Annotated in this window: 24 protein-coding genes, 1 pseudogene and 1 riboswitch (1 of these 26 only partly in view); of the genes and pseudogenes, 14 read left to right on the top strand and 11 right to left on the bottom strand. The window is 69.6% G+C overall.

The window, feature by feature from the left end:
* The 3 genes from ACWPN8_RS03980 to ACWPN8_RS03970 all read right to left on the bottom strand — a co-directional run.
* Positions 1-767, bottom strand: partial view of a potassium channel family protein gene (locus ACWPN8_RS03980; RefSeq protein ID WP_109449522.1) — the 5' portion only. Its footprint begins 271 nt before the window's first position; 767 of the gene's 1038 nt are visible here — the first part of the coding sequence; its start codon is at positions 765-767; the stop codon falls past the left edge of the window.
* 160 nt (positions 768-927) lie between these two features.
* Positions 928-1542, bottom strand: coding sequence for a 2-hydroxychromene-2-carboxylate isomerase (locus ACWPN8_RS03975; protein ID WP_492239973.1), 615 nt, complete (start codon positions 1540-1542; stop codon positions 928-930).
* Positions 1543-1644: 102 nt separating this feature from the next.
* Positions 1645-2358, bottom strand: a complete 714-nt coding sequence (locus ACWPN8_RS03970; RefSeq protein WP_042696260.1) for a response regulator — start codon at positions 2356-2358, stop codon at positions 1645-1647.
* Positions 2359-2609: 251 nt separating this feature from the next.
* Here ACWPN8_RS03970 and ACWPN8_RS03965 point away from each other — a divergent pair, with 251 nt between their 5' ends.
* The 4 genes from ACWPN8_RS03965 (at position 2610) to ACWPN8_RS03950 (ending at position 5387) form a co-directional block, all read left to right on the top strand.
* The gene (locus tag ACWPN8_RS03965) at positions 2610-2795 is read left to right on the top strand and encodes a hypothetical protein (RefSeq protein WP_109052013.1); all 186 of its coding nucleotides are present in this window, start codon (positions 2610-2612) and stop codon (positions 2793-2795) included.
* A 46-nt stretch (positions 2796-2841) separates the two neighbouring features.
* On the top strand, positions 2842-3087 hold the full coding sequence (locus tag ACWPN8_RS03960; RefSeq protein WP_492239972.1) for a hypothetical protein: 246 nt from the start codon (positions 2842-2844) through the stop codon (positions 3085-3087).
* A gap of 129 nt (positions 3088-3216) precedes the next feature.
* Positions 3217-4473 (top strand): hypothetical protein, encoded by a 1257-nt coding sequence (locus ACWPN8_RS03955; RefSeq protein WP_492239971.1) that lies wholly within the window; start codon positions 3217-3219, stop codon positions 4471-4473.
* Positions 4374-5387 (top strand): hypothetical protein, encoded by a 1014-nt coding sequence (locus tag ACWPN8_RS03950; protein WP_492239970.1) that lies wholly within the window; start codon positions 4374-4376, stop codon positions 5385-5387. Before ACWPN8_RS03955 ends, ACWPN8_RS03950 begins: the two co-directional genes overlap by 100 nt.
* A gap of 43 nt (positions 5388-5430) precedes the next feature.
* Here ACWPN8_RS03950 and ACWPN8_RS03945 read toward each other — a convergent pair whose 3' ends face one another.
* The 5 genes from ACWPN8_RS03945 to thiO form a co-directional block, all read right to left on the bottom strand.
* Entirely contained in the window at positions 5431-5895 is a 465-nt protein-coding gene (locus ACWPN8_RS03945) for a hypothetical protein (RefSeq protein ID WP_492239969.1), read from the bottom strand.
* A gap of 29 nt (positions 5896-5924) precedes the next feature.
* On the bottom strand, positions 5925-6368 hold the full coding sequence (locus ACWPN8_RS03940) for a PaaI family thioesterase (RefSeq protein ID WP_098740586.1): 444 nt from the start codon (positions 6366-6368) through the stop codon (positions 5925-5927).
* Positions 6369-6536: 168 nt separating this feature from the next.
* The gene (locus ACWPN8_RS03935) at positions 6537-7337 is read right to left on the bottom strand and encodes a thiazole synthase (protein WP_492239968.1); all 801 of its coding nucleotides are present in this window, start codon (positions 7335-7337) and stop codon (positions 6537-6539) included.
* Between the two features lie 112 nt (positions 7338-7449).
* Complete coding sequence (gene thiS, locus ACWPN8_RS03930) at positions 7450-7671, bottom strand: sulfur carrier protein ThiS (protein WP_492239967.1); 222 nt, start codon at positions 7669-7671, stop codon at positions 7450-7452.
* On the bottom strand, positions 7668-8849 hold the full coding sequence (gene thiO, locus ACWPN8_RS03925; RefSeq protein WP_492239966.1) for a glycine oxidase ThiO: 1182 nt from the start codon (positions 8847-8849) through the stop codon (positions 7668-7670). The genes thiS and thiO overlap by 4 nt, the downstream gene beginning before the upstream one ends.
* Positions 8841-8940, bottom strand: a riboswitch (TPP riboswitch). Its footprint overlaps the gene before it by 9 nt.
* Before the next feature lie 280 nt (positions 8941-9220).
* On the opposite strand from thiO, the gene ACWPN8_RS03920 reads away from it, so the two are divergent.
* Positions 9221-11272: a methyl-accepting chemotaxis protein gene (locus tag ACWPN8_RS03920; protein WP_492239965.1), complete on the top strand. Its 2052-nt coding sequence runs from the start codon at positions 9221-9223 to the stop codon at positions 11270-11272.
* A 33-nt stretch (positions 11273-11305) separates the two neighbouring features.
* Here ACWPN8_RS03920 and ACWPN8_RS03915 read toward each other — a convergent pair whose 3' ends face one another.
* On the bottom strand, positions 11306-12850 hold the full coding sequence (locus ACWPN8_RS03915; protein WP_492239964.1) for a Y-family DNA polymerase: 1545 nt from the start codon (positions 12848-12850) through the stop codon (positions 11306-11308).
* 187 nt (positions 12851-13037) lie between these two features.
* On the opposite strand from ACWPN8_RS03915, the gene ACWPN8_RS03910 reads away from it, so the two are divergent.
* The 6 genes from ACWPN8_RS03910 to ACWPN8_RS03885 all read left to right on the top strand — a co-directional run bounded on the left by ACWPN8_RS03910 (position 13038) and on the right by ACWPN8_RS03885 (position 18732).
* The gene (locus tag ACWPN8_RS03910) at positions 13038-13598 is read left to right on the top strand and encodes a hypothetical protein (protein WP_492239963.1); all 561 of its coding nucleotides are present in this window, start codon (positions 13038-13040) and stop codon (positions 13596-13598) included.
* Positions 13599-13717: 119 nt separating this feature from the next.
* Positions 13718-14212 carry a HupE/UreJ family protein gene (locus ACWPN8_RS03905; RefSeq protein WP_492239962.1) on the top strand — a complete coding sequence of 165 codons (495 nt, stop codon included), beginning with the start codon at positions 13718-13720 and terminating at the stop codon, positions 14210-14212.
* A gap of 109 nt (positions 14213-14321) precedes the next feature.
* Entirely contained in the window at positions 14322-15599 is a 1278-nt protein-coding gene (locus ACWPN8_RS03900) for a TAXI family TRAP transporter solute-binding subunit (RefSeq protein ID WP_492239961.1), read from the top strand.
* A gap of 150 nt (positions 15600-15749) precedes the next feature.
* Complete coding sequence (locus ACWPN8_RS03895; RefSeq protein ID WP_109453048.1) at positions 15750-16211, top strand: GNAT family N-acetyltransferase; 462 nt, start codon at positions 15750-15752, stop codon at positions 16209-16211.
* 114 nt (positions 16212-16325) lie between these two features.
* Positions 16326-16994: a glutathione S-transferase family protein gene (locus ACWPN8_RS03890; protein ID WP_109449542.1), complete on the top strand. Its 669-nt coding sequence runs from the start codon at positions 16326-16328 to the stop codon at positions 16992-16994.
* 94 nt (positions 16995-17088) lie between these two features.
* Complete coding sequence (locus tag ACWPN8_RS03885; protein WP_492239960.1) at positions 17089-18732, top strand: hypothetical protein; 1644 nt, start codon at positions 17089-17091, stop codon at positions 18730-18732.
* Positions 18733-18756: 24 nt separating this feature from the next.
* On the opposite strand, the gene ACWPN8_RS03880 is transcribed toward ACWPN8_RS03885, so the two are convergent.
* The gene (locus tag ACWPN8_RS03880) at positions 18757-19467 is read right to left on the bottom strand and encodes a TetR/AcrR family transcriptional regulator C-terminal domain-containing protein (RefSeq protein ID WP_109449546.1); all 711 of its coding nucleotides are present in this window, start codon (positions 19465-19467) and stop codon (positions 18757-18759) included.
* A 113-nt stretch (positions 19468-19580) separates the two neighbouring features.
* Here ACWPN8_RS03880 and ACWPN8_RS03875 point away from each other — a divergent pair, with 113 nt between their 5' ends.
* Both ACWPN8_RS03875 and htpG read left to right on the top strand, forming a co-directional pair.
* A complete protein-coding gene (locus ACWPN8_RS03875; protein ID WP_492239959.1) occupies positions 19581-20225 on the top strand; it encodes an MSMEG_1061 family FMN-dependent PPOX-type flavoprotein in 645 nt (214 codons plus the stop codon).
* A gap of 166 nt (positions 20226-20391) precedes the next feature.
* A complete protein-coding gene (gene htpG / locus ACWPN8_RS03870; RefSeq protein WP_109449551.1) occupies positions 20392-22272 on the top strand; it encodes a molecular chaperone HtpG in 1881 nt (626 codons plus the stop codon).
* 109 nt (positions 22273-22381) lie between these two features.
* On the opposite strand, the pseudogene ACWPN8_RS03865 reads toward htpG, so the two are convergent.
* Positions 22382-23509: pseudogene (locus ACWPN8_RS03865) on the bottom strand (sensor histidine kinase); the annotation flags it as partial.
* A gap of 460 nt (positions 23510-23969) precedes the next feature.
* Between ACWPN8_RS03865 and ACWPN8_RS03860 the strand changes: the two are divergent.
* Complete coding sequence (locus ACWPN8_RS03860) at positions 23970-24401, top strand: Fur family transcriptional regulator (RefSeq protein ID WP_042701979.1); 432 nt, start codon at positions 23970-23972, stop codon at positions 24399-24401.
* Positions 24402-24529: the final 128 nt, after the last annotated feature.

Here is a 24529-nt window from a genome sequence, read left to right as displayed (position 1 = left end):
GCGCCGAACAGGATGATGCAGAGCGAATAGAAGGTCAGGAAGGCGAAGGCCGGCAGGACCAGACGGGCCGATTGCTGGAAGAAGCCTTCGAACAGCAGGCCGGCATCGAGCAGGAAGATGGCGATGTCGCGCGACACCAGGGCGACGATGACGGCGATGGCCGACATGGCCAGCAGGAAGATGGCACCGATGGCCTGGGTGTCCATGTCCTGTTCGGGCACCAGGAAGGTCAGGGCGCCGATGCCCCAGACCGGCGCCATCCACAGGAAGACGCGGTCGAAATGGCCACCCTCGCGCAGACGCCGCGACATCACGATCCGCCGGATGTCCTCCGCCCGCCACCAGGCGCCGCCGAGGAAGGCGACCAGCGGCAGGACGAAGGCAATCGCCTGGATCAGCGGGCTGATGTTGTGGAAGTTGCTTTCGGCGAAAAAGACGAAGATGCAGGCATAGACGCCGATGAAGTTGGTCAAAGCCAGGGTGAAGAACTGGCTCCCCGGAAACAGGTAGTGGAAGGCGCCGACCACCAGCCCGACCGATCCCAGCAGGACGAAGGTCAGGTCGCCCGACACCGACCGGATCGACAGGGCGATCAGGCCGAGCAGCAGAGCCGTCAGCAGCGCCCCGCCCAGCCAGGACTTCGACGCCCCCCGGCCGCCATGCCCACCCCCATGCCCGCCGCCATGATTCCCGTGCGAACCGCCGGGCGGGACTGCCGGGGGCGGGCTGGAGGTCCGGGGACGGCGGTCGGGAACGATCTGATCCATGGGGCGGTAAACCGAAACGAGAGCAGGCACCGCGGCCGGCGCCCAACCGAAAGTCTTAGCCCATGGTTATAGCGGTTTGCCGGCCCCGACCGTCAGCACTTTCCGGCCCCGGATGACGATGCGGAGGCCCGGCTTTACCCGATGTCCTTGCCAGCCGCCCTTACCAGCCGCCGGTGGCGAGCCAGCGGTCGACCATGTCGAGCCGGTCCCAGCCCCAGAAGGGTTCGCCATCGACGATGAAGAAGGGCGAGCCGAAGACGCCGCGCTCCACCGCATCGTCGACCTCGCTGCGCAGCCGGTCCTTGACCGCCGGATCCTGGATGGCGGCGGTCACCGCGGCGCTGTCGATGCCGAGGCTGCCCAGTGTCTTCGCCGCGATCTCCGCCACCGTGTCGGCCGGGCCGATGTCCTGCCCCTCGCCGAAATGGGCATGATAGATGGCGCGGGCCAGCAGCTTGGCCTGCTCCGGATGCTCGTCGGCCAGCCAGTAGAAGGCGCGCGAGGCGGCGACGCCGTTGGCCGGGGCCGAATCGGGGAAGGTGAAGGGCGCGCCGGTCAGGCGGGCGATGCGTCCGACATCCTGGGTCAGATACTCGCCGCGCAGGGGCTGCTCCAGGTTCGGCTTCATCCCCGTCACCTTGAAGATGGCGCCGAGCAGGACTGGGTGCCAGGTGACGGTGCGGCCGTGCTTCGCCGCCAGCTCGTCGATGCGCAGGCTGGCGAAGTAACCGTAGGGGGAGCCGAAGTCGAAATAGAAATCGATGGGATCAGGCACGCGCGTTTCCTCTCCGACAGGTTTTCAGGAAAGGCTAACGCGGGCGTGGGAAGGCGTCCAGGGTGGCGTCCGGGGGAGCCACGGACAGGGATCGACAGGCCCTCAGACGGTGCGGACCTTGGCGTCGAAGACGTAGCCGGCGCCACGCTCGGTCTTGATGATGCGGGGTTCCTTCGGGTTCGCCTCGATCTTGCGGCGCAGGCGGAGGATCAGCACGTCGATGGAGCGGTCGAACACCTCCGCCCCGTCGACCCGGGTGAGGTCGAGCAGCTGGTCGCGGGTCAGCACCCGCTGCGGCCGCTTGACGAAGGCGGCGAGCAGGCCGAACTCCGCCTTGGTCAGCTCCACCTCGCGCCCCTCCTGGCCGCGCAGGCGCTGGGCGGTGAGGTCGAGTTCCCAGTTGGCGAACTGCACGACGGCGCGCAGTTCTTCCGGGCTGCGGGCCGGGCGGGCGTCGTTGGAGACGCGGCGCAGCACCGCCTTGATGCGGGCCAGCAGTTCGCGCGGGTTGAAGGGCTTGGTCAGGTAATCGTCGGCGCCCAGCTCCAGCCCGACGATGCGGTCGACATCCTGATCCTTGGAGGACAGGATGATGACGGGGATCTGCGATTCGGTGCGGATCTGGCGGACAAGCCCCAGACCGTCGCCGTCGGGAAGCCGCAGGTCGCAGACCACGAGATCGACAGGCTCGCCATCCAGGGCCTGCCGGGCCGATGCGGTATCCTGCGCCGTCGTGACCCGGTACCCTTCTCCCGCCAGATATGAGGCCAAAAGCTCCCGAATCGGCTCGTCGTCGTCGACCGCGAGAATATGCATGCCTGTTACCTCCCCAAACCTTCTTATCTCACGCGCGAGCGCCACGCAATGCGTTACAACCCCGTAACAGCCGCGGCTCTTTCGCCCACCGCGTGAGTTGGTTGAAACCCCCTGCCGCACCAGCGACATAAAAGTACCCTTGCGCGGACATTAACCAGAAACACGTTGCGGTTTAAATCCAGACCATCGAACAGGGACGGTCGCCCGCCAAGGGGCGACGGACCAATGCCGTGATGGGGGACTGCACCGCCATGTCGAACATCGATCATTGCCTGGAACGCCTGGCGCTGCTCGACCGCGCCGACCGCCTGCTGAACGAGGTGCGGGTCTATGGGCAGCATGGCCCGATCCGCGAAACGCTGGCGCAGCACCGGCTGCTGCTGGGGGAGGCAAGGCGCCATCTCGACTCGGCACGCTCGGTCGGACGGCCGGGCTGACGGGCCGGACGACAGGCCGCTGAAAGATAGAGACAAGGCCACGATCATGTCCGGCTGCACCGTCCCGGCACTGCCGATGCCGCACCAGCGCACCGCACCGCATGCCCCGGCCCACTCCCCGGCTCACCATAGGACCGCGAGGCGCCTGCCCGCCGAGGGCAACCGCCGTCCGGTGGCGGAGCGCTGCAGCCACCACCAGGGCTGCACGCCGAACCCGGTGCAGGTTGCGACCCTTAACGGCGCGCCGCTGTGGCGCACGATGATGGAACGCTGGCTGACAGCAGCGCCCTGACGGCGGCACCCTGACGCTCGGGCCCCACCCTTGCGGCCTTACCTGCCGCCTCCGGCAACGCTCTCCCTAATCCCGCCCGAATTCGCGCTTATGCCGACGGTCGGGAGCAACAGAACCGGAGAGACAATCATGACCCGTGCCATCCTTCTCGCCTCCACCGCCCTGCTGATGGCGGCCCCGGCCGCCTGGGCCGCGGCGGACGGACCAACCGGCGGGCAACTGGCGCTGACGCGGGTTCTGCTGTCCACCGGCGGCGTCGGCTATTTCGAATATGAGGCGACGGTCAGCGGCGATGCCGACCTGTCGCTGGAGGTGCGGCGCGATCAGGTCGACGACGTGCTGAAAAGCATCGTCGTCTATGACGACAAGGGCGGTGTCGGCACCATCGGCCTGCCCGGCGCCGAACCGCTGGACACCGCCTTCCGCGAACTGCCCTTCTCGGCGGGCGACCTCACCTCGCCCGCCGCTCTGCTGAACGCGATGCGCGGGGCGGAGGTAACGTCCGGCGGCTCCCGCCAGCTGACCGGCCGGCTGATGTCGGTGACTGAGGAGACGGTGCGGCTGCCGGGCAGCGACGGCGCCACCGCCACGCGCCACCGGGTGACGCTGATGACCGCTGACGGCCTGCGCCAGCTGGTGCTGGAGGAGGCCGATGCCCTGCGCTTCACCGATCCGGCGGTGCAGGCCCAGATCGACCGGGCGCTGTCGGCGGTGGCGGACAATGCCCGGCGCGAGCGGCGGCAGCTGACCGTGCACAGCCGGGCGCCGCAAGGGGCGCCGCAGGATGGGCAGGCCGCCGGCGAGCGGCGGGTCCGGGTCGGCTATGTCGCGGAGATGCCGCTGTGGAAGGCGACCTACCGGCTCAGCATGACGCAGACCGGGCAGCAACAGAGCGGACAGCCGCAGACCGGGGCGGCGAAGGAGGGCAGCGGCGCCCTGCAGGGCTGGGCGGTGCTGGAGAATCTCAGCGGCGAGGATTGGAAGGGCGTCGATCTGACGGTGGTATCGGGCAATCCGGTCACCCTGCGCCAGGCGCTCTACACCCCCTACTTCGTCGAGCGGCCGGAGGTGCCGGTGGAGGTGCTGGGCCGGGTGCTGCCCACGGCGGACGAGGGCACGGTGACGCTGAACGACGCCCATCCGGCGATGCGGCCGCAGTCCGAACTCTCGCGTGCCGCAGCGCCGCCCGCCGCAGCGATGGCCGCTCCCCGCCCCCCGCACCGGCCCCGATGGAAGAGCCGCTGGCGAAGGTGGCGCCCTACGGCAGCGCCGCCGGGACACCGGCGATGGCTGCGGTGCGCGGTGCCGATGCCGGTGCCGCGGAAGGCGCCCAGGTGCTGTTCCATTACCCGCAGCCGGTCAGCGTGCCGAACGGCGGGACGCTGATGATGCCGATCGCCGTCCGCAGCCTGCCGGTGGAGCGGGTGGCGCTCTACCAGCCGGGCACCGATGCCCGCCACCCGCTGGCGTCGCTGCGGCTGCGCAACGACGGCGACACCGCCCTGCCGCCGGGTCTGCTGACCTTCTATGACCGGACCGGCGGCGCCGGGATGGAGACCAGCGCCTATGTCGGCGACGCGCGCATGGCGACCCTGCCGGCGGGCGACAGCCGCCTGCTGTCCTTTGCCGTCGACCAGGCGGTGACCATCGACCGCGAGGAGAAGCCGAGCCGCCGGCTGTCCCGCGCCACCCTTGCCGACGGCGTGCTGACCCTGTCGGTCACCGACCGGCAGAGCACCACCTACACGGTGGCGGGCGCCCCGGACGCCGACCGCAGCGTGGTGATCGAGCATCCGCGCCGCCCCGGCTGGGATCTCGCCGAGCCGGCAAACGGCAAGCCGGAGGCGACAGCCGGCGCCTACCGCCTGCCCCTGGCGGTGCCGGCCGGCAAGACGGTGACGCTGACCGCGACGCTGGAACGGCCGCGGCAGGAGCGGATCGTGCTGACCGATCTGAGCGCCGACCAGATCGCCGCCCGCGCCTCCGCCCCCGAACTGCCGCCGGAGGTGCGTCAGGCGCTGACGACGCTGGCCGGCCTGCGGTCGGCCGTGGCCGAGAAGGAGCGCCGCATCGCCGAATTGGAGGACGAGCGGACGGAGCGCATCGCCGACCAGGACCGCCTGCGCGAGAATCTGAAGGCCCTGCCGGCGGGCAGCGACCTGCACAAGCGCACGCTGGCCAAGATGGGAGAGGCGGAGAACCGCCTGGACGGCCTGGCTCGCGACCTGACCACCGCCCGCGCGGAGGCGGAAAAGGCCCGACAGGTGCTGCGCGAACGGGTGAAGGCCCTGGCGATCTGAGAGGAGGGGGGCGGGGGTCCGCCCCCCTTTCGCGCTTTTGTCCTTACAGCGTCGTCGCGCTGCAATAGGCCCAATCCTCGCCCTGCAGGCCGAAGAAGGCGGCGACCGGCTTGCCGCTGGACCGGTCGACGACGACGCGGAAGCGGCTGCCGGTGCAGGTGCCCTGGGCCTGCTTGGCGACCGGGACCTTGACGTGCTTGGACTTCAGGCAGGCTTCCGACATCTTCGGCGGGTTGGCCGGGCCGTCCACCTTCTTGCCGTTCAGCACCATGTAGTAGCTGGTGGCCTGCCCGCCCTTGACGTCGGCCTTCACCTCGATCTTGCCGAAGCGCGACTTGTAGAGGCCGGCATCCTGTTCGCCGTCCGGCGCGCCGCCGGGCAGCGAGCGGAAGGAGATGGCGGCGCAGGAGGGTGGGTCCTTGGCCTCGGCCGGGGCGGCGGCCAGAACGGCGAAACCGCCGGCCAGCAGCAGGGCGGCGGGCACGGACAACAGACGGGCAGACAGCATCGAAAAGCCCTTTCGAACCGGTTGAAACGTCATTTCGGCATCACGCAGAAGGTGGTCTGCTGCATCAGGGCACAGTCCTTCTCGACACCGCCGTCCAGCATCGACACCTCGACCTGGGTGATGACCAGGGTGCGGCCCGGCTTCACCACGCGGGCGCGGGCGATCATGACGTCGCCCTTGGCCGGCGACATCAGGTTGATCTTGAACTCCACCGCCAGCACTTCCGCCCCGGCCGGCATCAGGCTCAGGGCCGCATAGCCGCCGGCATTGTCGGCCAGCGTGCTGACCATGCCGGCATGGAAGAAGCCGTGCTGCTGCGTCAGGTCGGCACGGAAGGGCAGACGCATCTCGCAGAAACCCGGCTCCATCGCCGCCAGTTCGATGCCGAGCGTCTTGCAGATCGGCTGCTGTTCAAAGGACGCGAAACAGCGCGCCTTCCAATCGGGAGTGCGGGGTTCAAAGGTGGCGGGCAAGGCAAGGGTCTCCGGCAGAGGGGTGCCAAGGGGGGAGTGCCAAGGGAGGCGGTGCGCCACAGCCTGCGTCAGCCGCCCCGCAGGATCAAGCGGCCGAACGGAGTGCGCGTCACCTTGCCCACCACCTTGCCCACCCTGGCCGCCCCGGCGGCCTATGACCGACCGCCGTCAGCCGCCGATCAGGCCCATCTGCGGGCTGGACGGTTCGGCATGGGCGCGCATCGGCATGCGGCCGGCCAGATGGGCGGCGCGGCCGGCATTGACCGCGTCGCGCATCGCCGCCGCCATCCGCACCGGATCGCGCGCCTTCGACACCGCGGTGTTCAGCAGGACGGCGGCGCAGCCGAGCTCCATCGCCAGCGCCGCGTCGGACGCGGTGCCGATGCCGGCGTCCAGCACCACCGGCACCGGGCTGCGGGCGCAGATCGTCTCGATGGCGTGCGGGTTGCGGATGCCCATGCCGGACCCGATGAAGGCCCCCAACGGCATCACCGCCGCGGCCCCCAGGTCGGCCAGCTTGCGGCAGGTGACGGGGTCGTCGTTGCAGTAGGGCAGCACGACGAAGCCGTCATTCACCAGCTCCTCGGTCGCACGCAGCAGTTCCTCCACGTCGGGATAGAGCAGGTCGCGGTCGCCGATGACCTCGAGCTTGATCCAGGGGGTGTCCAGGGCCTCGCGCGACAGCTGGGCGGTCAGCACGGCTTCCTTGGCGGTCATGCAGCCGGCGGTGTTGGGCAGCAGCCCGACCGGCCCGGTCGGCCGCCCGGCGGTGGCGCGGGCCAGCACGTCGACGAGGCTTTCCGAATAGCCGTCCAGGCTGATGCGGCGGATCGCCAGCGTGACCAGTTCGCTGCCGCTGGCCGCCAGCGCGTCGAGCATCACCTGCTGGTTCGGATAGCCGGCGGTGCCGAGGAACAGCCGTGAGCCGAGGCAACGCCCGGCGATGGTGAGGGTGTCGGGTTGGGACATGGGGGGAGCCTTTTGATAAGGCCCTCCCGCGCAAGCGGTCCGGGGATACCCCCCTCTCCCCGGGGGAGAGGGGATCCTTCCCGGGCTGGTCGCGGGAGAGGGAAATTCAGGGTCAGCCGCCCTGGATCGGGCGGACGATTTCCAGGCTGTCGCCGGGCTGGAGCAGGGTCTCGGGCCAGCGCCGCCGTGGGACCACGGCGCCGTTCAGGGCAACCGCGACGCCCTTCGCGCCCTCGGCGATGCCGCGCCCGGCCAGGAACTCGGCGACGGAGGCGGCGGACAGCGGCTCTTCGCGGCCGTTGACGCGGATGGCTTCACGTGAAACGGCGCTCATGCGGCGGCTCCCGCGGCAACGAAGCGGTCGGCGGCGAAGGGGCGCAGCAGCGGGTCGGTCTCGCCGGTCAGCACCAGGCGGGCGATGCCGTCGGCGGTCACCGGGGTCAGCAGGATGCCGTTGCGGTGGTGGCCGGTGGCGTGGATCAGGCCGGGAATGCCGCTCTCGCCCAGGATCGGCGCATCGTCGCGGCTGCCGGGACGGAAACCCGCCCAGGCTTCCTCGATGGGCAGTTCGGCGATGCCCGGCAGCGCCCGCCACGCCCCCTCCAGCAGGGCGAACTGCCCGCCGGCGGTCAGACGGTCGTCGAAGCCGCGCTCCTCCGTCGTGGCGCCGATCAGCAGCCGGCCGTCCAGCCGCGGGATCAGGTAGGTGCCGGGCGTCCACACCACATGGCGCAGCAGCGGCAGACGGGGGTCCATGCGCAGGCAGACCATCTGCCCCTTCACCGGACGCACCGGCGGCTTCGCGGCGGGCGGCAGCCCAGGCACGCCGGCCGACCACGCCCCGGCGGCCAGCACCACCCGGTCGGCCCGATGCAGCGTTTCGGCAACCCGCACCCCCACGGCGCGGCCGCCCTCCACCGCCAGCGCCACCTCGCCGCATTGCTCGTGCAGGCGGGCGCCGGCAGCCACGGCGGCGCGGCGCAGGGCGGCCGCGACCTTGCGGTTGTCGACCTGATGGTCGCCGGCACAGAACAGGGCGCCGGCGACACCCGGTTGCAGGAAGGGTTCGCGCCGCCGCACCTCGGCCCCGCTCAGCCACTCCACCGGCAATCCAAGATCGCGCTGGAAACCGTGCAGGAAGCGGACCTTCGCGGCATCGTCGGCGGTCAGCGCGATGACCATCGTGCCCTCGCTGCGCAAATCGACGGCCATGCCGCTCGCCGCCTCGAGAGCGCGGGCGAAGTCCGGCCACAGGGCCTGCGACGCGCGGGTCAGCGGCAGCAGCCCCTCCTCGCCCGGCTCGGTTTCGACGCAGGCGGCCAGCATCCCGCCGGCGGCATGGGTGGCGCCGCGCCCGGCCTCCCCCCGCTCGAAGACATCGACCCGGCAGCCGGCCGACGCCAGCCTCCAGGCGATGGCGAGGCCGATGCAGCCGGCGCCGACGATGGCAATGGAGGGACGGAGTCCGGATTCAGAAACGGAAAAAGAATGTGATTCTGGCGCATGGATCATGCGGCGGCTCCCTTCGCTGGAATTACCCAGACAGGTTCGATGGGTGTGTTCTCAGCCGCGCGACCACCGCACGGCACCCCAGGCCTATGGATTGCCTTATGCCAATCTTCCGCTGGCCCCACAAGCGGAATCGACCGTTGCCCGGCTTCGCCACCCAAGGCCGCCGTATCAGCCCACAGCTTCAGCCCGGCCTGAACCTGACGATGGATGCGGCGACAGGCCGCAGCCGGATACGGAGTCCCCCGACAGGAAACGCTACCAATCGGCAGCTAGATTGTCGGCAAAATGAGCCATACCCGGGCACTCACAGCCGCAAACGGGCACCGCCGGTGCGCGGAATGAACAACGAAGACGACCGAGGATTCGCCAGCATGCTGTCTTTCTTCCGCTCGGACTCTCCGACCGCCCCCGTTTCCGGCACCCCGGCTGGCGGGCCCGAAGCGGCAGCGCACGCCGCCGGACCGGCGGAACAGCCGATCCGCAGCCTGTGCCTGCCGGCGGAGCGGATCGGTGCCGCGGCGCTGGAGGGGCTGACTTTCGCCGCCGGGGCACCGGCGCTGGTCGTCGGCTTCGTGTCGCCGCATGTCGATTTCGCCGCCACCGCGCGGGCGGTCCGCTCCGCCCTGCCGGCGGCGACCCAGCTGGTGCTGGTCTCCAGTGCGGGCGAGCTGTGCGCGGCCGAGGGCCAGCCGCTCTACCGCAAGGCCGGCGACCGCTGGGACAGCGTGGTGCTGCAATCCTTCAGCCCACGCCTGCTCGCCGGGGTCAGCATCCAGTCGGTCCCGCTGCATTGCGACGACCTGCGCGGCGGCCGGCCGACCCGCGACGTGCCGGCCAGGGTGGAGGCGATCCGCGGCGAACTCGACCGCATCCGCGTCCCCTTCCCGGTCGACAGCCATGACACGGTGGCGCTGACCTTCATCGACGGGCTGTCGGCCAGCGAAAGCTGGTTCATGGAGGCGGTCTACCGCTCCGGCCATTTCCCCTGCCTGTTCATCGGCGGCTCGGCCGGCGGCAAGCTCGACTTCCGCAACACCCATCTGTTCGACGGCCAGCGCGTGCTGGAGAACGCGGCGGTGACGGTCTTCCTGAAGATGGCACCCGGCATCCGCTACGGCATCTTCAAGTCGCAGAATTTCCGGCCGACCCAGACCCGCTTCGCCGTGGTCGACGCCGACCCGATGCGCCGCATCGTGCGCAGCGTGATCGACCGCGACGGCTTCGAGGTCGTCGGCTTCATCGACGCGCTCGCCAAATCCCTGCGCTGCAAGCCGCAGGAGCTGCCGGGCAAGCTGGCCAAGAACACCTTTGCCATCGAGATGGAGGGGGAGCTGTTCGTCCGCTCCATCTCCGGCTTCGATTTCGAGAAGGGGGAGGTCGCCTTCTACTGCGACGTCAATCCCGGCGATTCGCTGTGCCTGGTGGAGGCGACCGATTTCGTCCGCCAGACCGAGGACGACCTCTCGGCCTATCTGCGCGGCAAGCCGCGTCCCCTCGGCGCCATCCTGAACGACTGCATCCTGCGCCGGCTGAACAACCCCGACCAGCTGTCGCGCGTCCATGCCTTCGACGGGCTGGCCGCCGCCGGCTTCTCCACCTTCGGCGAGCTGCTGGGCATCAACATCAACCAGACCCTGTCCGCACTGATGTTCTTCGAGGTGCCGCCCGGCGCCGCGTTCAGCGACGACATGGTCGACCGGTTCGCGGTGCATTACGCCCGGTTCCAGAGCTATTTCATCGCCACCCGCTACAACCGGCTGGAGCTGCTGAGCCGCATCCGCAACAGCGTGATCGAACGGATGCACAGCTATCTCGACGCGCTGGTGACGCTGACTGGCGGCGTGCAGGAGACCGCCAGCTATGCCGCGCGCATCGGCGGCTCGATGTCGGCGATCGAGGCGACGCTGAACCGCCACGCCACCCTGTTCGACGGCCACGCCGACCGCAAGGAGGCGCTGGTCCGCGAATTCAACCAGCTGTCCACCGTGGTGAAGAGCATCGAGAAGGTGCTGGCGGTGATCGACGGCATCGCCAGCCAGACCAACCTGCTGGCGCTGAACGCCACCATCGAGGCCGCCCGCGCCGGCGAGGCGGGCAAGGGCTTCGCCGTGGTGGCGGCCGAAGTGCGCAAGCTGGCCAACGACACCAAGCAGACGCTGGCCGACACCCGCCGCGCCATCGACCAGGTGGTGACCTCCGTCCGCTCCGTCGGCGGCCAGCTCGACGACACCAGCGCCCGCATGGACGAAGCCGCCACCGCCTCGCAGGAGTTGCAGACCGACATCCATGCGGTGATCGACGAGGTGGAGGGCGCCCAGAAGGCCATCGAAGACCGCCTGTCCGACATGAACGACCATGCCCGGCGCATGGAGGACATCAACCGCTACATCGCCTTCCTGAAGCAGCTCGACCGGGCGGGGTGAGCGGGCGGGGTGAGCGGGCGGCGTCCCGGCGCCTCACCCCAAGAACCCGTGCAGGAACCAACGCGGGGGCTCGTCGGGCCGGTACAGGCCGGCGCGGAACAGCCAGAAGCGCCGGCCGCCGTCATCCTCGACCCGGTAGTAGTCGCGCACCGCCAGCCCCAGCGATCCTTGCCCGCGCCACCATTCGCATTCGATCCGCTCCGGCCCCTCGGCCCGGCGCACACGGTGTGGCACGCCGCGCCAGACGAACAGCAGCGGCGGGTCGTCGGGCAGCGGGGCGGTGGCCTCCACCGGCTCGGGCGGGGTCAGCAGGCGCAAGGGGCGCACCTGCCCGGCCGGCCAAGGCTTCGGCGCCGGCAGGCGCTCCATCGGCGGATGCGGCGCCACGCAGCGCTCCGGCAGCCAGCTTTCCCGCGGCACCAGCCGCAGCACCGCCCGTTCCCCCAGCCGCAGCGCCAGCCGGTCGACCAGCTCGGCCAACTTGTCGTCATTGCCTTCCTCACCGCCCTCCTCCCCGTCGATTGCGGTCTGGACGGCGGACAGCGGTCCCGTCTCCGTCGCCGACAGCACCAGGGTTTCCAGCCCCGGCCCCGGCTCGATCCGTTCCAGCAGAGGGGCGAACAGCCGGGCAAGCGCCGCCGGGTCGCGCGCCGGGCGGCTGGTGCCGAGCGTCAGGCTCTGCGGGTCGTCGTCCACCCGCTGGTCGGTGCGGTGGGCGTCCAGCCGCAGCCGGCGCGCCCCCTGCCCTGCCGCCTCCAGCCCCTTGCATAGCCTCCCCAGCAGATGGCGCAGCGCCCCGGCAATCGATTCGGGCGTGGCGATCGGCTCGGCGAAGGTCAGGCGCTCGCGATGGTCCGGCACCGGCCGGCGCGGGGAGATCGGCTCGTCCAGCCGGCCGAAGGCCTGATCGTACCGTTGCATCAACCTGGCTCCGAACCGCGCCGCCAGCCCCGCCCGCGGCATGGCATGCAGGTCGCCGATCCGGCGCAGGCCCAGCGCGTGCAGCCCCTCCACAATCTCCGCCGGCAGCCGCAGGGCGGCGAGCGGCAGACCATCCAACGCCTCGCGACGCCGCTGCTCCGGACTGCCGAACCGCACCAGCCCCCAGGCGGCGGCCGGGGTGTCGGCGATGGCGGCGCGGGCGGCGAAACCGGCGGCGCGCAGCCGGCCGGTGAGGTCGGCGGCCAGCGCCGGCTCGCCCTCAAAGAGATGGGCGCAGCCGGTGATGTCGATCACCACCCCGTCCGGCTCGTCCGCCGCGGTCCAGGGGCTGTAGCGCCGCGCCCAGTCGGCGATGCGGCCGAGCAGGGCCGCATCGGCCTCCGGCGTCGCCTCCGCCACCTCCAGCGCCGGTTCCAGCGCACGGGCATCGCTGAGGGTATGGCCGGGAGCGATGCCCAGCATCGCCGCCGCCCGGTTGACCGCGACCACCACCCGCCGCTGGCGCTCCGTCCGCAGCAGGACGAAGGGGCGTGCGCGCAACTCCGGCGGCATGAGCCGTTCCCGCGCGTCGGTCGGCAGGCGCGGCAGCCACAAAGCGAGGATGCGGCGCTTGGGTCTCTCCGCCCGGCGGAACAATCCCCTCTCCCCCGATCCTCTCCCCGGGGGGAGAGGGGGACAAGGGCGGGTGGGGAGGGGGATGCGTCATAAGAAACCCGACAATCAGGAACAAACAAAGAACATCTTAGCGCCGGCTTGGCTGCAAGGGGAGTCCCTCCTTTGGGGTCATCTTGCCGAAACGATCAGCAATGCCGACATTCCATCAATGACCCCACCTCTCCCATCGCTCGCCATTCGACTGACGCCGCTCCTTCTCCTGCTGGCGACAAGCGCCTGCGCGCCGACGGACCTGCGCGACGACAATCCCGGCCGCGCCCAGGCCTTTCCACCCGTCTACAACCAGACGGTCGTTCCCGGCGGGGGCGAGCGAAGAACCTGGAGCCAGATCCAGGCGGAGCAGTCGCGGACCGGCTCCAGGTCCGCCGCCACGGCACAGTCCCGCAAAACCAGCGACAGCCAGAGCGACGACCGGCAGATGCGCCGCGACCCGGACGGCACCGACCAGCCGCCGCCGAAACGCCGCCGCGGCAGTTCGTCGCCGCCGCCCGACCCGGCCGCCCTGCCCCAGCCGCCGCGCCCGATCCCGGTGCCGCCCCCGCCCTCGTCCCAGAGCGCCACCGACGCCTTCAAGCGCGACCTGATCAGGCCGGAGGTCGACCGCATGCGGACCGACGACGCCATGGGCCGGCTCGACCCGCTGGGCCAGCGCGACCTGATGCGGCGCGAGAACGACCTGCGCCAGTTCGGCGACCCGCTGGCACGGTAGCGGCCACCCTGCGCGCCCCGGCAGCGCCGGTCCTGACGGCTTGACCCCGCCCCCGCTCAGCCGCCATACCGGCAGCTGGAGCTGGACAGACAGCTGAACGGACGGGGGGATGCGGGCGCATGACGACGGTGACGGGGGCCTTCGGCAACGGGCTGACCACGCCGGTGTGGGTGCTGCAGCATCTGCTGGGCATCCTCGGCATCGGCCTGTGGGCCGGACAAGCCGGCGGCACCGCGGTGTGGCAGGTGCCGGCCGCCGCGGTGACCGCCGCGCTGGCGGCGGGCTTCGCCGCCCAGATGGGCGTGCGGCTGCCCTATGCCGCGCCGGGACTGGCCGCCTCGCTGGTGGTGGTCGGGTCGCTGGTGGCGCTGGGGGTGCGCGCGCCGGCGGTGGTGGCGGTGCTGATCGCCGCGGTCGCCGCGGTGTTCCACGGCCATGCACATCAGGGACCGCCGCTCTACTGGGCCGGTTTCGCGTCAGGGTTGATGCTGGTCGCCTGCGGCGGGCTGGGTCTGTCGATTGCGGTGACGCAGGCCGAGTCGGACCGGGCCGTGCGTTTGTGTGGCGGTGCGGTAGCAGTCGCCGGCGTTCTCGACCTCGTCGGCGTGATTTGACCGGATGCGCCTTGAAATGACAGGGGTGCGCGGAAATCTTTGAAGGCACGACCTCCCCTCCCCGCCCGTCCCGCTTGGGAGGCACGGGCCAGACGAACGGAACGATCCGGTGTCCCGCGCAGCCGCCAAAGCCTGCCCACCCTCACCGGGGCTCCGCTCTCCGGGAGCCGGGCCGCATCCCGATGCGGCTCCCCTGCCTCACCTCGGCCTGACTCACCTCGGCCTGACCCGCCGCCATCTGCTGGGCGGGCTGATGGGAGGCGTGGCCCTGGCCCCGTTGCCGGGCGGCGGATTGCTTGGAAATCCGGCCACCGCCCAGGATCTGCGCTATTTCCGCATCGGCACCGGCACCACCTCCGGCACCTATTTTCCGATCGGCGGGCTGATCGCCAACGCCATCTCCAACCCGCCGGGCTCGCGCCCCTGCGACAAGGGCGGAAGCTGCGGCATCCCCGGCCTGATCGTGGTGGCGCAGGCCAGCAACGGCTCGGTCGACAATGTCGAGATGCTGCGGGCGGGCACGGTGGAGGCCGGGTTCGCCCAGGCCGACGTCGCCTATTGGGCCTACAGCGGCACCGGCAGCTTCACCGGCAAGCGCCCCTTCACCGAGCTGCGCTCGCTCGGCATGCTCTATGCGGAGGCGATCCAGATCGTCGTCCGCTCCGACGGCTTCATCGACCGCATGGCCGACCTGAAGGGCCGCAGCATCTCTGTCGGCGAGGAAGGCTCCGGCACTCTGGTCGAGGCGCGGCTGATCCTGGACGCCTACGGACTGTCGGAAAGCACGATCACGCCGCTCTACCTGAAGCCCGGCACCGCGGCCGACCGGCTGGCGAAGGGCGAACTGGACGGCTTCTTCATGGTCGGCGGCTATCCGGTGGCGGCGGTCAGCGACGTGGCGGCGCGGGTGCCGATCCGTCTGGTGCCGCTGGACGGCGAGCCGGCCGACCGGCTGCTGCGCGGCCAGCGCTTCTACATCGAGCAGGAAATCCCGGCCAACGCCTATCCCGGCAGCGCCCCCACCCCGACGCTGAGCCTGGGGGCGGAGCTGCTGACCCGCGCCGACCGCGACCCCGACCTGATCTATGGCGTCGTCCGCGCGCTGTGGCACGAGAACACCCGCCGCGTCCTGGCCGACGGGCATCCGCAGGGCCGCAATTTCGATCCCGCCCGCGCGGTCGCCAACGTCTCGGTTCCCCTGCATCCGGGGGCGGAGCGCTTCTACCGCGAGGCCGGCCTGCTCGGCAGCGCCGCCAACGAGCCTGCCCGTCCGCCGGCCGGCGCGGCCGACACGCCCCCCGCCGCCGGGGACAAGGCAGGGAACGGGACTCCTCCTGCCGAGAAGAGCGCCACCGGGAAAAGCAGCGAAGACAAGCCCCAGCGCTGACCGCCGGCTGATCGCCAACCGATCGCCCGTTGGTCGCCAACTGGCCGGACAGGACGAAAGGACCGTTTCCGCACGCCCTTCCTGTGGAATAATCTGACCGGTATCCGGTTGATCCGCGCGATCGGGCGCAACGGACGGAAGGAGACAGGCATGACGGCCGGCGAAGGGGTGCGCATCGCGATCCGTTCCGCCCGCGACGCCGACTCCGCCCGCTGTGCCGAGATTTTCCTGCACGGCCGCCGCCAGGCCTTCTCCTGGCAGCCCGCCGACCGGTTCGGGCTGGACGATTATTACGACTGCGTCCGCGAGGATTCGGTGCTGGTGGCCGAGACGGACGGGACGGTGGTCGGCTTCGTCTCGCTCGATCCAAAGGCCGGCATCATCCACAACCTGTTCATCGACCCCGGCTGGCGCAAGCGCGGCATCGGATCGGCCCTGCTGCGCGAGGCGCTGGGACTGCTGCAGGGCGCCGCCGGCCCGGCCGAGCTGGCCTGCGCCGCCCGCAACGCCGACGCCCGCGCCTTCTACGAGCGCAACGGCTGGATGCCGGTCGGCGAAGCGTCGAACCAGCCCGACGCGCTGGTGCTCTACCGCCTGTCGCGGGCGGGGTAGATGGCCGCTCCCCTCGCCTTCCCGCTTGCCCCGCGGAACTTCCTCCAACGAGACGATTTGGCTCGGATGCGCGGGCTGTTTTCGCTTGCCGCGTTGCGGTAAAGTCCCGCCGCCATGCGAACCCTGTACCACCACCCGATCCACGCCCTGTCGCGCACAGCGCGCGTGATGCTCGCCGAGAAGGGCCTGCCCTTTGAACCCGTGGTCGAAAGGCCGTGGGAACGGCGGACCGACTTCCTGAAGCTGAACCCGGCCGCCGAGGTTCCGGTGCTGGTGGAGGAGGACGGGACGGTCGTCGCCGGCGGCCTCGCCGTCATCGAATATCTGGAGGAGGCCTATCCCGACACCCCCCTGCTGCCGCGCGAGATCGCGGCGCGGGCCGAGGTGCGGCGGGTCGCCGACTGGTTCCTCCACAAGTTCGAGCGCGAGGTGGCGGAAAACCTCGTCGGCGAAAAGCTGATCAAGCGGCTGTCCGGCCAGGGCCACCCCTTCGCGCCGGCGATTCGCGCCGGGCTGGCCAACGTCACCTACCATCTCGACTACATCGCCTTCCTGTCGGAGCGCCGGCCCTGGCTGGCCGGGTCGTCCTTCACCCTGGCGGACATCGCCGCCGCGGTGCAGCTGTCCTGCCTCGACTATATCGACAACGTGCCGTGGGACCGCAGCCCGGAGGCCAAGGACTGGTACGCCCGGATCAAGTCGCGCCCCAGCTTCCGCGCGCTGCTGGCCGACAACATCACCGGCTGCCCACCGCCCAAGCACTATGCCGACCTGGATTTTTAATATCCTGTTTGGATTTCGCCCAAGAGGGGCATGGACCGGCCGAGCGTATCAAGATTAACGTGCTCCCTAAATCGTAGTTGGGAGTAGTTGCTCGATGCGTCTCCGCCTTTCTTCGCCCGCTCCGGCCCTGCCGGTCCGTTCCCTCAGGCCCGCCCTGATCGCCGGCGGCATGCTGGCTCTGGTGGCCGGCTGGTCGCCTGCCCAGGCGGCACCGGCCGTCGACGATGCCGGCGCCAAGGCGCTCGCCGCGTCGCTGAAGAAGGATCTGCCCCGCTGGTTCCCGCCGCCCGCCGAGGATGGCGAGGGCATCGGCTTCGAATGGGAGGGCGAACCGACGGTCAAGCCGGCCGGCGACCATTACGACGTCGCCCTGCCGCGCCTGTCGGCCGAGGATGCGGAAGGCACCCTGTTCGACATCGGCACCATCCTGCTGGCGGTGACGCCGAAGGACGACAGCCAGTACGGCGTGTCGATCACGCTGCCCAGCGCCATGAAGGTGCAGAACCTCGACGACAACGACGACTATGTCGATGCCGCCACCATCACCATCGGCAAGCAGTCCTTCACCAGCACCTGGTCGGGTGCGCTGGAGACGCTGCTGACGGTCGACGGCGCCTTCAACGACCTGGCGGTCACCGCCGCCAACGGCAAGGGCAAGGTCTCCATCGCCACCATGACCATGGTGCAGGATCTGAAGCCGGAGACCGGGACCAACGGCGCCACCCTGTGGAGCGGCCCGGCCGCCTTCGCCTTCGGCGGCCTCTCGGTGCAGGACGACAAGAACAAGGAGCTGTTCAAGATCGGCGGCGTCACCAGCGAGGCGACCTACACCCGCGTCGACCTGACCAAGGTCAGCGCGCTGCAGAAGCTGTCCGAACAGACCGCCGCCAAGGGTGTGGCACCGACCAGCTCCGAACTGCTGCCGAAGCTGCAGGGCATGTTCGGCGGCATCAGCGGCGCGATGCGCCTGTCCAACCTGTCCTTCGTCAATCCGGAGGACGGCACCGCGGTGGCTCTCGGCCATCTCGCCTTCCGCAGCGGCCTGACCGATCTCGACCAGGCGATGTCCGCCGTCAGCATGGGCATCGAGGCGCGCGACTTCACCATGACGCCGTCGCCGGCCCCGGTCGCCTTCACCCCGCGCGCCTTCGAGATGAAGCTGTCGGTCGCCAAGCTGCCGAACAGCGCCCTGTGGAAGGCCTTCACCGAGCTGGCCAAGTCCGCCGAGGCTGAAGAGGCCCCGCCGGCGAAGAAGGGCGCCAAGCCCAAGGCGGCAGCACCCGCGTCGCCCTCGGCGGACGTGGTCATGCAGCAGGCGATGGCCGCGATGGGCGAAGCCGGGACCGAGCTGCGCATCGACGCGCTGAACCTCGACACCCCGGCGACGGCCGGCACCGCCACCGGCGCGGTCAAGGTCGCGACCCAGGCCGCCTTCGGCGTCACCGGCGGCGCCACCGTCCTGCTGCGCGGCATCGACGCCGCGGTGAAGGCGATGCAGCCGGCCCCCGGCGCCAAGCCCGACAAGGAGACCCAGGATCTGCTCGCCGGTCTGGCGATGGTGCAGGCCCTGGGCCAGGCCGGCAAGGACGACACCGGGGCCGACACCCGCACCTACAAGATCGACATCACGGAGGCCGGACAGCTCCTGCTGAACGGCGCCGACATGACCGCCCTGCTGGCCGGCGGCAGCGAACCCGCCCCGGCTCCGGCCCCGGCGGAGAAGCCGAAGAAGAAGTAAGCCCGGCAGACGGCACGCCGAGCTTCAGCCCGGCGAAGCCCCCGATTCCGGCAACCCCGGATCGGGGGCTTTCTTTTGGGGATTGGAGCCGGGAACAGGAACGGCAGCCCTCAACCCGTCGATCAGGCGGTCCAGACCGAACCGGAAGCGGGCGTCGTCGTCATTGTCCGCGATGAGCAGCCTCACCGTGGCGGCGGCGTGGGGATAGCGTGCCTCCTGCTCCGCCGTCAGCTGCTGCGCCACCCGTTTCAGGTCGATCCCCTCGCCCTTTCCGCCCGGGGGCGGCAGCGTCGCCTGTTCCTCGATGGTGAAGCCGATCACGAAATACAGCATCGTGAACAGCATGTGCGCCGCCGTTCGCTCGTCGGCGCCGGCCGCGCGCAGGGTCGCGATGGTGCGGTCGCTGATGCGCAGAACATTGTCCATGACCGGGAAGGTTCCGGCATAGACCCGCGCCCCGTCGCGCCTGGACTTCAAGGCACGGCGGAACTCCGTCGCCATCTCCCGCAACCACGCGTCCCAGGGCAGGCCGGCATCGGCGGGAAGCCTCATCTCCGCCAGCAGGGCGTCGGCCATCGCGTCGAGGAGCGCCTGCTTGCCGGCGAAATGCCAATAGAGCGACGGCGCCTGGATCCGCAGAGCCCCGGCGAGACGCCGCATCGTCAGCCCCTCGATCCCGACCTCGTCGAGCAGAATCATCGCAGCATCAATGATGTCCTGTCGCTGCACACGCATGGCCCTTGAGTCCGCCTCTTCCTGCCGGGATTGACAAACTAACGCCGTTAGGTGAAATCTAACAACGTTAGTTTACCCGTCGCCGCGCTCCGCGGCCCAGCAGAGGAACGCCCATGGACCCCCACCGCATCCACACGGTCGAGGCGCTAAGGCAGCTCTACGACATGCCGTCCGAGCGCATCGTGAAGATGAGCTTTCCCTTTCTGGACGATCACTGCCTGCGCTTCGTCGCCGAATCCCCGCTGGTCTTCGTCGCCACCATGGCGGAAAGCGGGATGGACTGTTCGCCGCGCGGCGGGCGTCCGGGCTTCGTCCATGCCGAAGACCGCCAGACGCTGGCTCTGCCCGACTGGCCCGGCAACAACAAGCTCTCGTCGATCACCAACATCCTCACCTCCGACGGCGGCTGCGGACTGGTGTTCCTGGTGCCGGGGGTGGACATCTTCCTGCGGGTCAACGGCATCGCCACCGTCACCACGGCCCCGTCCCTGCTCGACCGGCTGAGGGAGGAGGGACGCACCCCCAAGGCCGCCATCCGCCTGTCCGTGCGGGAAGCCTTCTTCCATTGCGGCAAGGCGCTGCGCCGCTCGCATCTGTGGCAGCCGGACGATTGGTCGGTGCCGCGCGACATGCCGTCTCCCGGCCAGGTGGTGAAGGACCAGGCGGGATTGGCGGACCTGTCGGTCGAGCAGATCGACGCGATGTACCGGAAGGGACTGGCGGAACAGCTCTACAGCGAATCGCCGCATATGGAATGAAGGCCGGAGGACGGAGACGGGACCGCCGGTTTGGGCCCCTTCACCGCGACACCCCGCCGCACACCTCCCGCGGTTGCATGGCACAAGCCTCTTGAACGGCGGGGACGCTTTCACATATCTCCGCCGTCTTGACGCCCACCCGTGCAAAACCAACGAAGGTGCCCCCATGACCGAGGAACGGCTCAGTTTTCAAGCCGAGGTCAGCCGTCTGCTCGACATCGTCGCCCACTCGCTCTACAGCGAGAAGGAAGTGTTCCTGCGCGAACTGGTCTCCAACGCGTCGGATGCCTGCGACCGCCTGCGCTATGCGGCGCTGACCCAGCCGGAACTCTCGGCCGACGATCCGAACCTCAAGGTCCGCCTGCTGGTCGACAAGGACGCGCGGACCCTGACCGTCGCCGACAACGGCATCGGCATGAACCGCGACGATCTGGTCGAGAATCTCGGCACCATCGCCCGTTCCGGCACCGCCGCCTTCATGAAGTCGCTGGAAGGGGCCGAGAAGGGCGACGGCAAGAAGGACGTCAACCTGATCGGCCAGTTCGGCGTCGGCTTCTATTCCGCCTTCATGGCCGCCGACAAGGTCACCGTGCTGACCCGCAAGGCCGGCGAGGCCACCGGCTGGCGCTGGGAGTCCGACGGCAAGGGTGAATTCACCATCGCCGAGGCCGACGGCCTGCCGCGCGGCACGCAGATCGTCCTGCACCTGCGTGCGGGCGACGACGAATATCTCGACGAGGCCCGTCTCGGCGGCATCGTCCGCAAATACTCCGACCACATCGCCATTCCGATCCTGTTCGGCGAGGGCGAGGAGGCCAAGGCGCTGAACAGCGCGTCGGCACTGTGGACCCGGTCGAAGTCGGAGATCACCGCCGACCAGTACAAGGAATTCTACCACCATGTCGGCCACGCCTTCGACGATCCGTGGCTGACCCTGCACTGGCGGGCGGAAGGGGCGCTGGAATACACCAACCTGCTCTATGTGCCCTCGACCAAGCCCTTCGACCTGTTCGACCCCAAGCGCGCCCACCGGGTGAAGCTGTACGTCAAGCGCGTCTTCATCACCGACGCGGCGGAAGGGCTGATCCCGCCCTACCTGCGCTTCCTGCGCGGCGTGGTCGACAGCGAGGATCTGCCGCTGAACATCAGCCGCGAGATGCTGCAGCACAACCCGATGCTGGCCAAGATCAAGGCCGGCATCACGCGGCGCGTCCTGTCGGAGCTGTCGAAGAAGGCCAAGGACAGCGAGAACGCCGCCGAGTACGACAGCTTCTGGGAAAACTTCGGCGCGGTGCTGAAGGAAGGCCTCTATGAGGACTACGAGCACCGGGACGAGCTGCTGAAGCTGCTGCGCTTCCGCACCACCGCCGGCGAGGATCTCGTCTCGCTGGAGCAGTATGTCGCCCGCATGAAGGAGGGCCAGGACGCCATCTTCACCATCAGCGGCGACGACATCGACACCCTGCTGCGCAGCCCGCAGCTGGAAGGCTTCAGGGCCAAGGGCGTCGAGGTCCTGCTGCTGACCGATCCGGTCGACGAGTTCTGGATGCCGTCGGTCGGCGTCTATGAGGGCAAGCCGTTCAAGTCGGTGACCCGCGGCGGCGCCGATCTCGGCAAGATCAAGGGCGAGGAGACCGAGAAGCCGGAGGAGAAGACCCCGGAAGGCGAGCTGACCGACCTGCTGGCCCTGCTGAAGCTGACCCTGTCCGACGCGGTGAAGGATGTCCGCAAGTCCGAACGCCTGACCGACAGCGCCGTCTGTCTGGTGGCCGACGACAACGACATGGACATGCACTTGGAGCGCCTGCTGAAGCAGCACAAGCAGCTGAACGGCGAGGTCGGCAAGCGCATCCTGGAGATCAACCCGTCGCACGCCCTGATCAAGCGGCTGGCCGACCGGGCCAAGGGCAGCGGCGCCACCGACGCGCTGGAGGATGCGGCCTGGCTGCTGCTCGACCAGGCCCGCATCGTCGAGGGCGAGCCCCTGCCCGACCCCGCCGCCTTCGCCCGCCGTCTGGCGAGCGCGATGGAGAAGGGGCTGGCGTAAGGGTCGCCTGCACCGGGAAAGTCTGAAGGAAAGCCCCCCTCTCTCCGGAGACGGGGGGCTTTTCCGTTCTACCTTCCGCTTCCCCCCGCCCCACCCGCCGGGGCGGGAAGACCAGCGAGATGGTGGTGCCCTCGTCGCGGCGGCTGACCACGTCCAGCCGGCCGCCATGCAGCTCGATCAGCCGCTTGGTCAGGGGCAGTCCGAGACCGGTGCCGACCTGGCTGCGGGCCAGCGCACTGTCCACCTGCCCCCAGGGCTCCAGCGCCTTGGCCAGCTCCTCCCCGGTCATGCCGATGCCGGTGTCGTGCACCGACAGCCAGAGCGTACCGTCCGCCGCCACGCGGCCGCGCAGCGTCACGATCCCGTCGGCCGGCGTGAACTTCACCGCGTTGGACAGCAGGTTCAACAGCATCTGGCGCAGCTTGCGCTCATCCGCCCGCAGCGGCGGCAGGTCCAGCGGGACCGCGGTGGCGATGCTGACGCCATGGCGCGCGGCCCGTTCGGCCAGCAGCCGCGCCGTGCCGATCGCCACCCGCACCACATCCACCGTCCCGTCCACCAGCTCCAGCCGGTCGGCATCGGCCTTCGACAGGTCGAGCAGGTCGTTGATCAGCTCCATCAGGTGCCGGCCGCTTTCGGCGATGTCGCGGGCATATTCGCGATAGAGCGGAATGGCGTGCGGTCCCAGCACCTCCTGCTCCAGCAGTTCGGCGAAACCCATCATCGCCGTCAGCGGCGTGCGGATCTCGTGGCTCATGTTGGCGAGGAAGGCGGTCTTGGCGCGGATCGCCTGCTCGGCCTGCCGGCGCGCCTCGTCCAGCTGGCGGGCGCGCAGTTCCGTCTGTTCGGCGGAGCGCGCCATCAGCCCGGTGACCGTGCCGACGCCCAGATAGCGGTCCTGCTCCACCACCAGGAAGCCGGTCACCAGCGCCGCCGGCTTCAGCCGCGCCAGCCGCCGCCCGATCTCCGCCAGCGGAGTAGCGCCGTCGATCAGCAGCGGATGCGGGTCCATCAGCTCGGTGACCGATTGCATGCCGCCCCCCTCTCCGCTGCCGTCCGGCAGCAGCCGGCCGCGCTCCAGCAGTCCGGCGACACGGCCGTCGCCGTCGACCACCGGCAGGGCGGCAAGCTCCGGCTGGCGCTGGAACCGGGCAAGGGCGGTGGCGCAATCCTGCGAGGAGGAGAGCGGAGCGACCGGAACGGCCAAACCGGCCGCTGTGAAGGCGGGTTCGTCCATATGCGGCTCCGCCGTGAACGAAGAGGTGGAAGGCGGGAAATCGAACGGCGTCACTGCGGCTTCCCTCCCTCCTGTCGGGCATTGTCGGGCCCGGTGGATGTCCGGCAGGCGCGCCGCCCCGGATCGGACGGCGCTGCCTTGGGGGAAAACCTAGCAGCGGATTATGAGCAATTGGTTTCCGACCCGCTCCATGGCGGCATCGCCCAATAGCCTGAAAGTATTATGCCCTTGGCCAAAAAAGCCTCCTCCGCTCGGCCGTCCGGCGGGAACGTGGGTGTTTGAGAATGTCTGCGAAACACAGTATGATGGTCGGGTATTCGGGGTGCCGCGAACGGCTGGCCGGGGCGAACTGAACGATCGCCTCCGTTGCCGGCTCTTTCCGCTGGCGTTCCGGGCATCAGGGAGACCGGAGGGGCGAACCGCCGCCCGTCGAACGAAGACAGGATTACAGGGGATGTCCATGCCCTCGCGCCTCGAAGAACTGTGCGTGAAGAAGGGATTGAAGATGACCGACCAGCGCCGCGTGATCTCGCGCGTGCTGTCGGAGGCGACGGACCATCCCGATGTGGAGGAGGTGCATCGCCGTGCATCCGCCATCGACCCGCGCATCTCCATCGCCACCGTCTACCGGACGATGCGGCTGTTCGAGGAGGCGCATGTCATCGACCGGCTCGATTTCGGCGACGGCCGCGCCCGTTACGAAGAAACCAGAACCGATCATCACCATCATCTGATCGACGTCGACTCAGGTGAAGTCATCGAGTTCACCAACGATGAAATGGAACGGCTGAAGGAAAGCATAGCCCGCGAGTTGGGCTATGACCTGATCGGCCATCGGTTGGAACTGTACGGCGTCCCGCGCAAACGCCGTGCCGACAAATCTGAGTCTTAACTATATACGGAACTCATTTCCGATACGCACAAGGGGTGGCGGCTGACGTCGCCACCATCCGGAATCGCCACCCGCATGACGGGTGGGTCAGGCGATCATCGCTTGCGGGGTGCATCGGGTGCCGGTCT

It is taken from the genome of Azospirillum sp. UENF 112521, from assembly GCF_058780665.1.
The sequence above is the reverse complement of the archived record's forward strand: the minus strand, read 5'-3'. Positions and strand labels throughout refer to the sequence as shown.